Here is a 15,424-nt window from a genome sequence, read left to right on the forward strand (position 1 = left end):
AGAGTGTCTACGGTGATGAATGTCTACGATACATAATGAATACGCAGCTACAGAGCGCAAAATAGACGATATAAGTTGCCATATAGGCCTGTGCTGCACCTAAAGAGCCATTCATTGGAATTAACCAATGGGCAAACCCGGTCAACAGTAAGAACTGACTCACTTCCGTCAGAATGTAAAAGCGCAAAGAGGCTTTGGCAATCACCAGATAGCCAAACACATACGACCCGACTTTCAACACATCGCCCACCAACTGCCAGGCAAAAAGGTCACGCATAGCGGTAAACTGGTGCGAAAACAGCAGCCAGATAGCAAAATCACGTAACAGCCACACCATCAAACTGGCGGTCGCCACTGCCGGTAAGACAAACTTCAGTGAGCGCAGGATTTCACGAGAGATATCCGCTTTAGCTTTGAGCCTTGAGAGTGTGGGTAGCAAATAGACCGTAAATGAGGCCGTAATAAATTGTAGATAAGCATCTGAAATACTGCTTACCCCCTGCCAGATCCCGACGGCATCCCAACCATACTGATCTGCCAGCAAGTTACGCATCATCACATAGGCGACTGGCAAGGTCACTGAGGTAATCAGTGCCATGATGGTAAACTTACCTAAATGGCTGGCTAATGCCTTGTCCCAGCTAAGTTTAAGATAACTTAGGGGGATAGTCTTGCGGCGAATCAGCATGGCTGCCGCAGGTATCACCACCAGCGCGGGGACTAATGCCAACCCCACTAATGCGCCGGGATAACCGCCGATACGAAAGCAAAGATAATACGCCACGACACCAATCAGACTGCCGCCTATCACCGCCAGCGCATTACCCATGGCGTCGCGATAGCCTTTGAGGATCGCCAGAAACAGGTTGGCGTAGGCAATACCCATCTGGATAAGCGCCACTGCGCGCACCACATTCTGGTAATCCCCATGGCCGAATAACGCAAAACTAACAGGTTTAGCTGCCAGCAAAAAAATTAACGCCAGCAGAGTGGAGAACCCCAACACTATCGCTGAAGAGGTACCCAGCACCGCACGTAAACGTTCAGGTTGTTGATGATATTCAGCAACATACTTAGTAATACCGTTAAAGATACCCGCGCCGGAGAGCACGCCTAATACCGTAATTAGCTGGCGAAAATTACCTGCCTGCCCAACGCCGCTGGGACCAAAGGTCACCGCCAGCAGCTTAACCACTAACAACCCTACGCCGATTTTAATCAGCGTAGAGCCAGCAGTCCAAATCGATGCTTTTGCCAGAGACATATCAGGCGAAGAAACTCAGAACAGTATTAATGACCGTTTTCTGATTCACATCAGTCAGGTTAAAGAAGATAGGCAAGCGAACCAGACGCTCACTCTCCTTAGTGGTAAAGCGGTCTTCACCCGCCATACGGCCAAATGCCTCACCTGCCGGGCAACCATGCAACGGAATATAATGGAATACCGCCATAATCTCAGCTTCTTTTAAGTAGCTGATAAAATTAGAACGATCGTCAATATCGCGTAGTTTGATATAAAACATATGCGCATTTTGCGCCACATCACCGGGGATCACTGGCAAATCAATGCGCCCAGCATCAGCCAACGGTTTGAAAGCATCATAATAGGTTTGCCACAGCGCCAAACGGCGTTGGTTAATCTGTTCTGCGGCTTCCAACTGGCCCCACAGATACGCGGCCTGTAAGTCAGACATCAGATAGCTAGAGCCGATATCACGCCAGGTATATTTATCGACCTGCCCACGGAAGAACTGGCTACGGTTGGTACCTTTTTCGCGAATGATTTCAGCGCGATCTATCAGTAACGGGTCATTAATGAGCGTCGCGCCACCTTCACCGCCAGCCGTGTAATTCTTGGTTTCATGGAAACTAAAGCAGCCGATATGGCCAATAGTCCCCAACGCTTTGCCTTTGTAGGTGGACATCACGCCCTGAGCGGCATCTTCTACCACAAACAAATTATACTTTTTCGCCAACGCCATAATGGTATCCATCTCACAGGCAACACCTGCATAATGGACTGGCACGATAACCTTGGTTTTATCGGTAATCGCCGCTTCAATCTTGGTTTCATCGATATTCATGGTATCTGGGCGGATATCGACAAACACCATTTTTGCCCCACGCAGCACAAAGGCATTCGCGGTGGAAACAAAGGTGAAACTCGGCATGATCACTTCGTCGCCGGGTTTGATATCCAGTAACAACGCAGCCATTTCCAGTGAGGCGGTGCAAGAAGGTGTCAGTAAAACTTTCGGGCACCCGAAACGCTGCTCCATCCACTGCTGGCAGCGACGGGTAAACCCACCATCACCGCATAATTTACCGCTAGCCATCGCGGCCTGCATATAACCAAGTTCGGTGCCTACTACCGGTGGAGCGTTAAATGGAATCATCTCATCCCCTGCATAACCAATACGCGGTGCTCTCAATAGCAGCACCACTGCGAATATAAAGACGTAAAGCAGCAATATTGCTCATCTGTGTGGCTACCCGTAATCGCTGTAACCCATGACTCTGGCACCACTGCTTTGCCGCCGACATTAACGATGAACCAACACCTTTACCCTGTGCCTCGGGGAATACCGCCAACAAGCCAATACGCGCACTGCCATCTTGCAAGTCTCGTAGCGTCACAAACCCCGCTGGCTGGCCCAACGTATCAGTCACCAATAAACATTGATGGTCGAACGTGCCCAATACGGCTTTTTCTGCCCACAATGCATAAAATCGGCCACTGTCCTGCGGGTCATACCACGGCGCACGGAAACGACTTAATGCAAAGGCATTGGTGGCGACGCTGCGCAATTGCGGGATATCCGCCGCCGTTGCAACTCGGTGTCTGGATACAGTGACATCTGCCTCAGATAAAGCATTTTCCGTGCCAATTACATTTTTTACATCAATGGCTAACGAGAGATCGACTTCTCCTTCAACCAGATGGAAATCAAGTTGACCAAGAGAGTCAATGAGATCAAGGCGATGGGTAGGTACTTTAGCTTGGGTAAGCGTAAAAGCGTCCAACTCAGCCGGATTAAGCTGCGGGGCTGAGTCGGAGAAAATCAGTTTTGCACTGTGGCGCTGGAAAAATTCACTTTCCCAGTCCAAGGGCTCAATACTGGCGTGGACGGGCATGTAACAGATCCAATAGATATTTGCCGTAACCGGTTTTGGCTAGTGCAGTCGCCGCACGCCTGACACCGTCATCATCCAACCAGCCATTACGCCAGGAGATCTCTTCCAGACAGGCAATTTTGAAACCTTGACGTTTTTCAACGGTTTGTACAAAGGTACTGGCCTCAATCAGGCTGTCATGCGTTCCTGTGTCCAGCCAGGCAAAACCACGGCCTAAGAGCTCAACGGTTAATTCATCACGTTCCAGATACATCTGGTTGATACTGGTAATTTCCAGTTCACCACGCGACGATGGTTTAACTTTTTTAGCAAAATCAACAACTTGGTTATCATAAAAATAAAGCCCGGTCACCGCCCATTTGGATTTAGGCTGACTTGGTTTCTCTTCGATAGACAACGCGCGGAAATTGTCATCAAACTCCACCACACCAAAACGCTCGGGATCCATCACCTGATAACCGAAAACGGTTGCCCCTTTGGTCCTTTCCGCCACATGTTTCAGTTTCGGGCTAAAACCTTGACCAAAGAAGATATTATCGCCAAGAACCAAGCAGCAAGGTTCATTGCCGATAAATTCTTCCCCGATAATAAATGCCTGTGCCAATCCGTCGGGACTCGGTTGTGCGGCATAACTCAGATGAATACCAAACTCATCACCATTACCCAGCAAGCGCTGAAACGACGGCAAATCTTCTGGGGTGGAAATAATCAAGACGTCACGGATCCCTGCCAGCATCAGCACTGACAGCGGATAGTAAATCATCGGTTTATCATAGACGGGAAGCAGTTGCTTAGAAACGCCACGGGTGATGGGGTGCAAACGGGTACCAGAACCACCAGCCAGAATTATGCCTTTCATACGATCTCCTGAAACATACAATCTCCTGAAACCATCAGGCAGACGTTATACACAGGCAAAACATCATGCAAACTACTGGATGACGTCATCCCAGTGATTAATAGACTACGAACCTATCGTCAGTCACTTAAGCCCAAACGCTCACCCGCGTAAGAACCATCCTGAACCCGCCGCCACCACGATTCATTATTCAAATACCACAATACGGTTTTGCGGATGCCACTTTCGAAGGTTTCCTGTGGCCGCCAGCCTAATTCCCGCTCAATTTTGCCGGCATCGATGGCATAGCGCATATCATGGCCTGGACGGTCTTTGACATAAGTAATCAGGTCACGGTAATGCACAATTCCGGCCGGTTTGGCGGGGATAAGTTCATCCAGAAGTGTACAAATGGTCTCAACCACCTCAATATTTTTGCGCTCATTATGGCCGCCAATATTGTATGTTTCGCCCACCACACCTTCGGTAACCACCTGATACAAGGCCCGCGCGTGGTCTTCGACATACAACCAGTCGCGTACCTGTGCGCCATTGCCATACACCGGCAACGGTTTACCCGCCAGTGCATTCAGAATAACCAGTGGTATCAACTTCTCAGGGAAATGATATGGACCATAGTTATTTGAGCAATTAGTTACCAGTGTCGGTAGGCCATAAGTCCGCAACCAGGCACGAACTAAATGGTCACTGGACGCCTTAGACGCTGAATAAGGGCTGCTTGGCGCATAAGGTGTGGTTTCAGTAAACAGATCATCCGTACCATGCAGATCGCCATACACCTCATCAGTTGAGATATGGTGGAAGCGAAATGCTAATTTCGCCTCAGCGTGCAGTTGCTGCCAATAATGGCGCGCCGCTTCTAACAGGGTGTAAGTGCCCACCACGTTAGTTTCGATAAAGGCCGCTGGGCCATCAATCGAGCGGTCCACATGGCTTTCTGCCGCCAGATGCATCACCACATCCGGCTGATAGTGCGCAAAAACCCGATCCAATTCGGCGCGATCGCAGATATCTACCTGCTCAAACGCATAACGTTCGTTCTGGGCGACAACAGCCAGTGACTCCAGATTACCGGCGTAAGTGAGCTTATCCACCACCACTACGCTGTCTGAAGTGCCATCGATAATATGTCTTACCACCGCAGAGCCGATAAAACCGGCCCCGCCTGTGACTAGAATACGTCTCAACGCCATACTCCTTTGGTGTCAACAATCCACGATTGCTTCACATCTTCAGGTTTAATTGCTTTGAATTGGCGGTGATCGACCAACATCACCAGCACATCCGCTTGCTGCAACGCAGTCGCGGTGTCTTTCAGTGTCACGTGACCTGCCAGTGATTTTGGCAGTTGCTCAACATTAGGTTCAACTACCAATGTTTCGCCGATATGCCATTCGGCGATCAAATGGGCAATTTCGACTGCCGGGCTTTCACGCAGGTCATCAATATTGGGTTTAAATGCCAAGCCAAAGCAGGCAATTTTTACTTCAGAGGCGCGCTTATTGGTGGCAGCCAAACAATCAGCAACGGCGGCTTTAACCCGATCCACCACCCACAATGGTTTGCCGTCATTCACCAAACGTGCCGTGTGGATCAAGCGTGCCAATTGTGGATTCTGTGAAACGATAAACCATGGATCAACCGCGATACAGTGACCGCCCACACCTGGACCTGGCTGCAAAATATTCACGCGTGGGTGACGGTTCGCCAGGCGAATCAGTTCCCACACATTGATGCCCTGCTCATCACAAATCAGTGACAACTCATTGGCAAAAGCAATGTTAACGTCGCGGAAGCTGTTTTCCGTCAGCTTACACATCTCAGCGGTGCGGGAGTTAGTCACCACACATTCGCCTTCGAGGAAGATTTTATACAACTCACTGGCACGGGCGGAGCATTTCGGCGTCATACCACCGATAACACGGTCATTCTGAATCAGTTCGACCATGACCTGACCAGGTAACACACGTTCAGGGCAGTAGGCGATGTTGATATCAGCATCTTCACCGGCTTGCTGTGGGAAGCTCAGGTCCGGGCGCACTTCAGCCAGCCATTGGGCCATTTGTTCAGTCGCACCAACTGGAGAGGTGGATTCCAGAATGACCAGATCACCTTTTTTCAATACTGGGGCGATAGATTTAGCGGCTGATTCAACATAAACCATATCCGGTTCGTGATCGCCTTTAAACGGTGTCGGTACGGCAATAAGAAACGCATCAGCTGCCAGCGGTTTGGTCACCGCTTGCAGGTAACCGCCTTCAACAGCAATCTTCACCACTTTATCTAAATCCGGCTCCACGATATGGATAGCACCGCGATTAATGGTTTCAACAGCATGGGCGTTGACATCAACCCCAATCACTTTCTTCTTGCGCGACGCGAAAGCAGCAGCAGTTGGCAGACCAATGTACCCAAGACCGATAACAGAAATAGTTTCAAAACTCATAACGTCACCTGATGATTCTTTAAAGCTTCAAGGATGCGTTGACAGGCATGCCCGTCACCGTAAGGATTATGCGCCCGTGTCATTTGATGATAGGCAGTTTCATCAGTGAGCAAGCGGGTCACTGCATCGACAATTTTATTAATATTAGTGCCAACCAACAGAACCGTACCGGAATCGACTGCTTCCGGGCGTTCGGTGGTATCACGCATCACCAGCACCGGCTTACCTAATGAAGGCGCTTCTTCCTGAATACCGCCAGAATCGGTCAAGATCAGGTAAGCGTGGTTCATCAGATAAACGAATGGCAAGTAATCTTGCGGGTCAATCAGAATGATATTATCAATACCCTTCAAGATACGATTGACCGGCTCACTGACATTCGGGTTGAGATGCACCGGATAAACCACCTGCACCTCGGGGTGCTTAAGGGCAATTTCAGCTAACGCACTGCAAATCCGCTCAAAACCACCACCAAAGCTCTCACGACGGTGACCCGTGACCAAAATCATCTTCTTACTGGTATCAAGGAACGGGTAGCGTTGCGCCAGGCTGGAGCGTAACTCCGGGTTATTCATCACCCGATCCCGCACCCAGAACAGCGCATCGATCACCGTATTGCCGGTGACAAAAATGCGGTTCGCCGGCACCATCTCACGGAGCAGGTTTTGGCGGGAATTCTCGGTCGGCGCGAAATGGTACATAGCAAGATGCCCCGTCAGTTGACGGTTGGCCTCTTCCGGCCACGGAGAATAGAGATTCCCTGTGCGCAATCCAGCCTCGACGTGGCCGACAGGAATACGGTGATAAAATGCTGCCAGGCTGGTTGATAGTGTCGTGGTCGTATCGCCATGAACCAAAATAACGTCTGGCTTAAATTCTGCTAGAACAGGCTTTAACCCTTCCAAAATACGGCAGGTTATTTCCGTCAATCCCTGTCCCGGTTTCATGATATTTAAATCATAGTCCGGTTGAATCTCAAATAAGCGTAACACTTGATCCAGCATCTCGCGATGCTGGGCCGTCACGCAGACTCTCGATTCAAAGGCTTCATCCTGAGCCAAGGCATGCACCAGAGGAGCCATCTTAATGGCTTCAGGCCGGGTGCCAAAAACAGTCAACACTTTCACAGTGAATCTCTTTAAGGTCAGTTAGCCGCAGACAATGCCTGCAAGTTGGGCGCACAATGCGCCCATTAACGATTTATACTCTTTTTACCTGGCGCTGCTACATGGCCGTTTTACCCGACGGCAACGCCAATGAATTACGCTGGTATACTGGTACGACGAACCAACACCACCCCAGCCCCAACCAGTGCACCAATCGCACCCCACATAATCAGCAGGAAAATACGGCGCGGACTATCACGGGTAACTGGATCTTCCGGTGTACGTAAGTAGCGATATGTCTGGAACGTTTTATCCAACGTTGGACCGACGTTCAATGTTGCCAGCATGGCACGGTTCTGATCGTAATCAATATCAAAACTTGGTCCGGTAGCCTGTAATGTTTCCAAACGGGCTTCAAGCATCGGTTTACCCAGCATAAACATCTTGGAATCTGGTAACTGCTCTGCCGGAGTATCTGTTTGGTTTCGGTTAATTCCTTGCTGACCTGCGACTTTCAATGCTTGCTTAACTGCCGTCACTTCACGATCAAACACCGCTTGAGCGACCGCTTCTTGCCGTTTAACTTGTGCTTTCATCGATTGAGTACGAGCCGCCCATGCCCCTTGAATCTCATCATTCAAATGGCTAGCTGCACGCTGACTGGCAAAATCAATATAACCACGGAGTAATTTATTGGAATCACTGGCCGTTTCTGCCGTCAATTTAATGCTGTCATTCAGCATTTTCTTGTCATCGCGTGGGGTGAAAACAATATTGTTTATCAGCTCATCCAGTAATGCGGCATCAGCCTTGGCATCACCTTCCAGACGCTGTTTGTAGTAATCACTTTGCAGCCAGAAATCACGACGGGTATCGTAAGCCGCAAGTTGGGTAATAAACTCACCATAAGCTTCGTCAGAGATACCGGGTTGCTCACTGGCAACTCCGCTATTGATGCGAGTATCCAGATTACGTAAAAACTGCTGCTGAGAATAAAAACCACCCAAATTATTGACTGTTGGCCGGTCAGTAATGGCTGTTGCACTCCACTGTTGTTTCACCAGATAGGAAACACCCAGCGCGATTGCAGCAAAAAGAATTGCCATACCGATAATCCACACCTTACCGCGCCAAAGAGTACGGAACAGGCTGCGGATATCTAATTCGTTATCCACAGTAGGCTCATTATGGGTAGACCCTGTTTTATCAGTCGACATCGATTCTGGTTTCATCACTGCCTAAAAGCCTCAGGTTAAGATTCATGCTTATTTTGCGATGCACGACGCATCCGACGCTTCATCCGTTTGATAAAACGTGCCACACGCCATGCTCGTTTAATGCAGTAGCCATACAACAGAAATGCAAGCAAGAATAATGCCAACATCACCCATTCAGGGACAAATGTCAGCCTTTCGCCAATAACACCAATCGCCGCTAACAACGCTGCCGCCAGTGTAATTAAGACAAATGCCTGCCGTGAGGTAAAACCGGCACGCATAATCAAGTGGTGGATATGTTGACGGTCTGGTGAGAAAGGACTCATTCCTTTACGTAAACGTCGGTACATGATGGCAATCATATCCATCAATGGAATTGCAATAATCCATAATGCAGTCACCGGGTTAATCGGATGGGAATTCCCTTGTGTGGTTTGCAGCAACATCCAAATAGCGGTGAAGCCAATTAGCGTACTGCCCGCATCACCCATAAAGACTTTATAGCGACGCCCTAATAACCCAAGGTTTAACAGAATATAAGGCAAGATAGCGGCTATCATGGCAAAGCACCATAATGCCAATGCCATCAGCCCGCTTTGATACAATAGAATACCCATGGCACCGAAAGAGACACAAGACAACCCCCCCAGTAAACCATCAATACCATCCACCATATTGAAAGCATTTATCGCTGCCCACACCGCGAACAGTGTGACGACATAGCCAAATGGCCCTAATGACATCTCCCACGGACCAAAAGCATGTCCCAGGCTCCGCAAATAGAGCCCTGCGACTACCATCATGGCGATACCCACCAATGCCTGAACAAAGGCACGGATTTTTACACTGATATCAAAGCGATCATCTAAAGCACCAATGAACACCAATAAACCGGCGCAACCGAGATAGAGTCGGAAATGAGGGATCTGCTGATTGGTTATCAGAAAGGTAAAACAAATACCCGCAAACACGGATATTCCGCCCACTAATGGAATCAACCCTTGGTGACGTTTGCGATAATTAGGTTTATCAACAAGTCCGATTTTCTTGGCAACTTTGCGAGCAACAAATAAAAATGCCAGAGAAAACAGGAATATAACAAATATCTCAGTACTCATAGTGAGTAAGTTCACGTTTAACCGCTCTCTGCAAAAATGATACGACAGCTTAGCATGCGGCTTGGCACATACCATGCCTTCCCCACGCTTTCAGTTATTTCCGAATATGATGACAGCCTTGCTTGTTATTCCCAACTCTATTTTTTGCTATTTTCTCATTGGTAATGAGAATAACTACCAAAATAGCCATAAATTATGGAATGCCCATCACTTAATGGATAACAAACCCAACTATCGTATATTCCAAAAGCAAAAAACGCCACGACTATGCGTGGCGTTTTGACTGATTTTACTCGACTTACGAACGTCTCATATTATCGAAGAACTGATCGTTAGTTTTCGCTGTTGCCAGTTTACTGATGAGGAACTCCATCGCATCGATTTCACCCATTGGATGAAGAATACGGCGCAAGATCCACATTTTTTGCAGCTCTTCAGTGGTGGTCAGCAGCTCTTCTTTACGTGTACCAGAGCGGTTGAAATCGATGGCTGGGAACACACGTTTTTCGGCAATTTTGCGCGATAAATGCAGTTCCATGTTGCCGGTACCTTTAAATTCTTCATAGATAACTTCATCCATTTTAGAACCGGTATCAACCAATGCCGTGGCAATGATAGTCAGGCTACCGCCCTCTTCAACATTACGTGCAGCACCAAAGAAACGCTTAGGACGATGCAAGGCGTTAGCATCCACACCACCTGTCAGCACTTTGCCTGAAGCAGGAACTACGGTGTTGTATGCTCGGGCCAGACGAGTAATGGAGTCCAGCAAGATGATAACGTCTTTTTTGTGCTCAACCAGACGTTTCGCTTTCTCGATAACCATTTCAGCTACCTGAACGTGACGGGATGCTGGCTCATCAAAAGTGGAAGCAATAACTTCACCCTTAACCAGACGTTGCATCTCAGTCACTTCTTCAGGACGTTCGTCAATCAGCAATACCATCAAGACGCAATCAGGGTGATTGTAAGCAATGCTGGTAGCGATGTTCTGCAACAGCATAGTTTTACCCGCTTTAGGCGGTGCCACAATCAGACCACGTTGACCGCGACCGATTGGCGAGGCCAAATCAAGTACACGGGCAGTTAAATCTTCTGTCGAACCATTACCACGTTCCATGCGCAGACGAGAGTTGGCATGTAATGGGGTTAAGTTTTCGAACAGGATTTTGTTACGGGCGTTTTCCGGTTTGTCGTAGTTAACTTCGTTAACTTTTAACAATGCAAAATAACGCTCACCCTCTTTCGGCGGACGAATCTTACCGGCAACGGTATCACCAGTGCGAAGGTTGAAACGGCGAATTTGGCTTGGGGATACATAGATGTCGTCGGGACCGGCGAGGTAGGAGCTGTCTGCAGAGCGGAGGAAACCAAATCCATCCTGCAATATCTCCAATACACCGTCACCGAAGATATCTTCTCCACTTTTCGCGTGCTGCTTAAGAATAGAGAAAATAATATCTTGTTTACGCATCCGGGCCAGGTTTTCCAGCCCCATATTTTCGCCAAGTGTTATCAGATCAGAAACCGGCGTGTTCTTTAATTCGGTAAGATTCATAATGGTGGGTTCTTAAACTCGGGGTATGTCTCGAACTATGGTCGTGAATGGTATGGCAGCGTCATCCGTGCCTGTTTAATGGGACATTCAATCACCGGCCTTGAACAAACTACGCAAGTAATGACTTACGCGGGATTTGCGCGACACAACGGTCAAAAGATTGAAGGTACCTTAGACTGATTTGTAAAACCGTTAGACTGTCAAAAAACTGATTGAGTTCATAATCATTCTCAACACACATTATTTCGACATAGAGTAAAGCTTTAGATTCAAACTATTTAGGTGCTACAGACTATTTATTAGATGCTAAAGAGTAAATTAGATACTAAAGAATAAGCTAGATGCTATAAACCCGGACTCGATACACAGGAATGTTCTATATGCAGTAGAGTAAACTTAACACGCTTCTTTGCAGGCGTCTAGCGGTCAGTGTGAGAAATCACAACTGCCGCTAAACATACCCTACAGCCTTGCAGCCACAGCCGTGTTAGCCGCTATTACAACTCAGCCCATCCATGAACCTCACCTCGTTGAGCCCGCGGCAAACAGTGCTCAAATCTGCTTCTGACAGATTTGTCGCCCGAATCACTAACCTTAGTCAGATCATCGAAGTTCACTTGCTGCAACGCCAACGACTTTGGGTATTGACGGCTAATACCGCTTACAGATTTGCATCCAAGAAGGCTTTAAGCTGGCCTTTAGACAAGGCACCCACTTTGGTGGCCACTACTTCACCGTCACGGAATAACAACAGTGTAGGGATACCACGGATACCGTATTTCGGTGCCGTGCCCTGATTATCATCAATATTCAATTTAGTGATGGTCAGTCTGCCTTCATACTCTTCAGCAATTTCATCCAAAATCGGAGCAATCATCTTGCACGGACCACACCATTCAGCCCAGAAATCGACCAGAACCAGGCCGCTGGCTTTCAGCACGTCAGTGTCGAAGCTGTCGTCACTCAGGTGAATAATTTTATCGCTCATGTTCTACTCCAAAGGATTGTGTCTACCTCGTTGGTGTAGCATTAACCAACAATAGGATGACTTTATTTCACCGGATACGCTTTCGTAAAGCAATAGTTAGCTGATATTCTACCACACTATGAGCAAAACACACTTGACCGAACTGAAGTTTTCCGACTTCGCCCTGCACCCGCTAGTTATAGAAGCTCTTGAAAACAAAGGGTTTCATAACTGTACGCCGATCCAGGCGTTAGCATTGCCACTCACCCTCTCTGGGCGTGATGTAGCGGGTCAGGCGCAAACAGGTACCGGCAAGACGCTGGCATTCTTAGCGTCTACTTTCCATTATTTGCTTTCTCACCCGGCTGAAGAGGGTCGCCAGACTAATCAACCACGCGCATTGATTATGGCACCAACGCGTGAATTAGCAGTACAAATTCACTCCGATGCGGAATCACTTTCCCAGATGACTGGCCTGAAATTAGGCTTGGCTTATGGTGGTGACGGCTACGATAAACAGCTTAAAGTGCTGGAAAGTGGCGTTGACATTCTGATCGGTACTACTGGCCGTTTAATCGACTACGCGAAACAAAATTATATTAACCTCGGTGCGATTCAGGTTGTGGTTCTGGATGAAGCTGATCGGATGTACGATCTGGGCTTTATTAAAGATATCCGCTGGCTGTTCCGCCGTATGCCTTCCGTTGATAAACGTTTAAACATGTTGTTCTCTGCCACACTCTCGTACCGGGTACGTGAATTGGCATTCGAACAAATGAATAACGCTGAATATGTTGAAGTGGAACCGTTACAAAAAACCGGCCACCGCATTCAGGAAGAGCTGTTCTACCCTTCAAATGAAGAAAAAATGCGTCTGCTTCAGACGTTGATAGAAGAAGAGTGGCCAGACCGCTGTATTATTTTTGCCAATACCAAACATCGTTGTGAAGAGATCTGGGGTCACTTGGCTGCTGATGGTCATCGTGTTGGTTTACTGACCGGTGATGTGGCACAGAAAAAACGCCTTCGTATTTTGGAAGATTTTACCAAAGGTGATTTGGATATTCTGGTTGCTACCGATGTTGCCGCCCGTGGCTTGCACATTCCACTGGTCACCCATGTGTTCAACTATGACCTACCTGACGACTGTGAAGACTATGTTCACCGCATTGGCCGTACCGGTCGTGCTGGCGAAAGTGGTCATTCTATCAGCCTGGCATGTGAAGAGTACGCGTTAAACTTACCGGCTATCGAGACCTACACCGGTCATAGCATTCCGGTAAGCAAATATAATAGCGATGCGCTATTAACTGATTTGCCGGCGCCAAAACGTCTGGCCCGTACCCGTACCGGGAATGGTCCACGCCGTAACTCTGCCCCACGTCGCAGTGGTGCACCACGGAATAACCGTAAGCGACCGAGCTGATAAATGATGCTAAGTTCCACCTCACTTTATGCTGCCATCGATCTTGGCTCCAACAGTTTCCATATGTTGGTAGTACGTGAGGTGGCAGGCAGTATCCAGACGTTGGCCCGAATCAAGCGGAAAGTCCGTCTGGCTGCGGGTCTGGATAGTCAAAACCATTTATCACAAGAAGCGATGGAACGCGGCTGGCAATGTCTGAAGCTCTTTTCAGAACGTTTGCAGGACATTCCTTTGGACCAGATCCGGGTGGTTGCAACTGCAACCCTGCGTCTTGCCTCAAATGCTGAAGAGTTCCTGCAAACTGCAATCGACATTCTTGGTTGTCCGATTCAGGTCATCAGTGGCGAAGAAGAAGCTCGTCTGATTTATCATGGTGTGGCACATACCACCGGTGGGCCGGAGCAGCGGCTGGTGGTGGATATCGGCGGTGGTAGCACCGAACTGGTCACCGGCAATGGTGCTCAAGCGAACATTCTCGTCAGTTTATCAATGGGTTGCGTCACCTGGCTGGAACGTTATTTTAGCGATCGCAATCTGGCAAAAGACAATTTTGAGCGTGCGGAACTGGCTGCTCGTGAGATGATCAAACCGGTCGCGAAACGTTTTCGTGACCATGGCTGGCAAATTTGTGTTGGAGCATCGGGTACGGTTCAGGCCCTACAAGAAATTATGGTTGCTCAGGGCATGGATGAACTGATCACGCTGGCCAAATTACAACAGCTCAAGCAGAGAGCCATTCAGTGCGGCAAGTTGGAAGAACTGGAGATTCCCGGTTTAACACTAGAGCGAGCGCTGGTTTTCCCCAGTGGTTTGTCTATCTTGATTGCGATATTTCAGGAACTGGCAATTGACAGTATGACACTGGCTGGCGGCGCGCTGCGCGAAGGGCTAGTCTACGGCATGCTTCATTTACCGGTCGAGCAAGATATTCGTAGCCGGACAGTGCGCAATTTGCAGCGCCGTTATTTACTCGATATCGAACAAGCCAAGCGCGTGAGCAAGTTGGCCGATAATTTTTTGCTACAGGTAGAAAAAGAGTGGCAACTCGATAGTCGATGTCGGGAGTTATTGCAAAATGCCTGTTTGATTCATGAAATTGGTCTAAGTGTCGATTTTAAACATGCTCCCCAACATGCTGCTTATCTGATCCGCAATCTAGACCTACCCGGTTTTACCCCCGCGCAAAAGCTATTACTGTCCGCATTGTTGCAAAACCAGAGTGATACTCTCGATTTGTCCCTGTTGAATCAGCAGAATGCATTGCCGGTGAATATGGCACAGCATCTGTGTCGAATCCTGCGTCTGTCGATTATTTTCTCCAGCCGTCGGCGGGATGATACCTTACCAGCCGTCAGGCTTCGGGCCACGGGCGAGGCTCTTTATGTGCTGCTACCCCATGGCTGGTTACAACAGCACCCTTATCGAGCAGAGGCGCTGGAACAGGAAAGCCATTGGCAAAGCTATGTCCAATGGCCACTGTCATTAGAAGAACTTAATTAAATTCTTTGCTGTTGGGCGGCCTGGGTCGCCCTATCCCCTTATCCTTCACACTGAAATCTCTACAAAACCATCAGATTGTGATCATCCTCAGC

At 48.4% G+C, this 15,424-nt stretch carries 13 protein-coding genes; 2 read left to right on the forward strand and 11 right to left on the reverse strand.

Features of this window, described 5'->3' with window-relative positions; genetic code table 11:
• Window positions 1–7 precede the first annotated feature (7 nt).
• The 11 genes from wzxE to trxA all read right to left on the reverse strand — a co-directional run bounded on the left by wzxE (window position 8) and on the right by trxA (window position 12,427).
• Window positions 8–1,264, reverse strand: coding sequence for a lipid III flippase WzxE (wzxE, locus tag V1955_RS21175; RefSeq protein ID WP_083161882.1), 1,257 nt, complete (start codon window positions 1,262–1,264; stop codon window positions 8–10).
• Window position 1,265: 1 nt separating this feature from the next.
• A complete protein-coding gene (rffA, locus tag V1955_RS21180) occupies window positions 1,266–2,396 on the reverse strand; it encodes a dTDP-4-amino-4,6-dideoxygalactose transaminase (RefSeq protein ID WP_420073278.1) in 1,131 nt (376 codons plus the stop codon).
• A gap of 1 nt (window position 2,397) precedes the next feature.
• Complete coding sequence (gene rffC / locus V1955_RS21185; RefSeq protein ID WP_442821369.1) at window positions 2,398–3,135, reverse strand: dTDP-4-amino-4,6-dideoxy-D-galactose acyltransferase; 738 nt, start codon at window positions 3,133–3,135, stop codon at window positions 2,398–2,400.
• Entirely contained in the window at window positions 3,113–3,994 is an 882-nt protein-coding gene (gene rfbA / locus V1955_RS21190) for a glucose-1-phosphate thymidylyltransferase RfbA (protein WP_420073276.1), read from the reverse strand. Before rfbA ends, rffC begins: the two co-directional genes overlap by 23 nt.
• 119 nt (window positions 3,995–4,113) lie before the next feature.
• Window positions 4,114–5,187: a dTDP-glucose 4,6-dehydratase gene (rffG, locus tag V1955_RS21195; RefSeq protein WP_442821370.1), complete on the reverse strand. Its 1,074-nt coding sequence runs from the start codon at window positions 5,185–5,187 to the stop codon at window positions 4,114–4,116.
• A complete protein-coding gene (gene wecC / locus V1955_RS21200; RefSeq protein WP_083161874.1) occupies window positions 5,178–6,440 on the reverse strand; it encodes a UDP-N-acetyl-D-mannosamine dehydrogenase in 1,263 nt (420 codons plus the stop codon). Before wecC ends, rffG begins: the two co-directional genes overlap by 10 nt.
• A complete protein-coding gene (wecB, locus tag V1955_RS21205; protein ID WP_083161872.1) occupies window positions 6,437–7,567 on the reverse strand; it encodes a non-hydrolyzing UDP-N-acetylglucosamine 2-epimerase in 1,131 nt (376 codons plus the stop codon). The genes wecC and wecB overlap by 4 nt, the downstream gene beginning before the upstream one ends.
• A 134-nt stretch (window positions 7,568–7,701) precedes the next feature.
• Window positions 7,702–8,778: an ECA polysaccharide chain length modulation protein gene (gene wzzE, locus V1955_RS21210; RefSeq protein ID WP_193784859.1), complete on the reverse strand. Its 1,077-nt coding sequence runs from the start codon at window positions 8,776–8,778 to the stop codon at window positions 7,702–7,704.
• Between the two features lie 20 nt (window positions 8,779–8,798).
• Window positions 8,799–9,896 carry a UDP-N-acetylglucosamine--undecaprenyl-phosphate N-acetylglucosaminephosphotransferase gene (gene wecA, locus V1955_RS21215; protein WP_083164000.1) on the reverse strand — a complete coding sequence of 366 codons (1,098 nt, stop codon included), beginning with the start codon at window positions 9,894–9,896 and terminating at the stop codon, window positions 8,799–8,801.
• 283 nt (window positions 9,897–10,179) lie between these two features.
• Complete coding sequence (gene rho / locus V1955_RS21220) at window positions 10,180–11,439, reverse strand: transcription termination factor Rho (RefSeq protein ID WP_004704159.1); 1,260 nt, start codon at window positions 11,437–11,439, stop codon at window positions 10,180–10,182.
• Between the two features lie 661 nt (window positions 11,440–12,100).
• Window positions 12,101–12,427 (reverse strand): thioredoxin TrxA, encoded by a 327-nt coding sequence (gene trxA, locus V1955_RS21225; RefSeq protein ID WP_004714235.1) that lies wholly within the window; start codon window positions 12,425–12,427, stop codon window positions 12,101–12,103.
• Between the two features lie 118 nt (window positions 12,428–12,545).
• Between trxA and rhlB the strand changes: the two genes are divergently transcribed.
• Both rhlB and ppx read left to right on the forward strand, forming a co-directional pair.
• A complete protein-coding gene (rhlB, locus tag V1955_RS21230) occupies window positions 12,546–13,832 on the forward strand; it encodes an ATP-dependent RNA helicase RhlB (protein WP_005190253.1) in 1,287 nt (428 codons plus the stop codon).
• A 6-nt stretch (window positions 13,833–13,838) separates the two neighbouring features.
• The gene (gene ppx / locus V1955_RS21235) at window positions 13,839–15,332 is read left to right on the forward strand and encodes an exopolyphosphatase (RefSeq protein WP_193784858.1); all 1,494 of its coding nucleotides are present in this window, start codon (window positions 13,839–13,841) and stop codon (window positions 15,330–15,332) included.
• Window positions 15,333–15,424: the final 92 nt, after the last annotated feature.

The sequence above is a fragment of the Yersinia sp. 2545 StPb PI genome (genome assembly GCF_052217125.1).
Taxonomy (GTDB): domain Bacteria; phylum Pseudomonadota; class Gammaproteobacteria; order Enterobacterales; family Enterobacteriaceae; genus Yersinia; species Yersinia enterocolitica_E.

Excerpts from the sequence above, each read along its gene's own strand:
- wzxE (WP_083161882.1), bottom strand. The coding sequence starts at position 1,264 with ATGTCTCTGGCAAAAGCATCGATTTGGACTGCTGGCTCTACGCTGATT.
- rffA (WP_420073278.1), bottom strand. The coding sequence starts at position 2,396 with ATGATTCCATTTAACGCTCCACCGGTAGTAGGCACCGAACTTGGTTAT.
- rffC (WP_442821369.1), bottom strand. The coding sequence starts at position 3,135 with ATGCCCGTCCACGCCAGTATTGAGCCCTTGGACTGGGAAAGTGAATTT.
- rfbA (WP_420073276.1), bottom strand. The coding sequence starts at position 3,994 with ATGAAAGGCATAATTCTGGCTGGTGGTTCTGGTACCCGTTTGCACCCC.
- rffG (WP_442821370.1), bottom strand. The coding sequence starts at position 5,187 with ATGGCGTTGAGACGTATTCTAGTCACAGGCGGGGCCGGTTTTATCGGC.
- wecC (WP_083161874.1), bottom strand. The coding sequence starts at position 6,440 with ATGAGTTTTGAAACTATTTCTGTTATCGGTCTTGGGTACATTGGTCTG.
- wzzE (WP_193784859.1), bottom strand. The coding sequence starts at position 8,778 with ATGAAACCAGAATCGATGTCGACTGATAAAACAGGGTCTACCCATAAT.
- rho (WP_004704159.1), bottom strand. The coding sequence starts at position 11,439 with ATGAATCTTACCGAATTAAAGAACACGCCGGTTTCTGATCTGATAACA.
- trxA (WP_004714235.1), bottom strand. The coding sequence starts at position 12,427 with ATGAGCGATAAAATTATTCACCTGAGTGACGACAGCTTCGACACTGAC.
- rhlB (WP_005190253.1), top strand. The coding sequence starts at position 12,546 with ATGAGCAAAACACACTTGACCGAACTGAAGTTTTCCGACTTCGCCCTG.
- ppx (WP_193784858.1), top strand. The coding sequence starts at position 13,839 with ATGCTAAGTTCCACCTCACTTTATGCTGCCATCGATCTTGGCTCCAAC.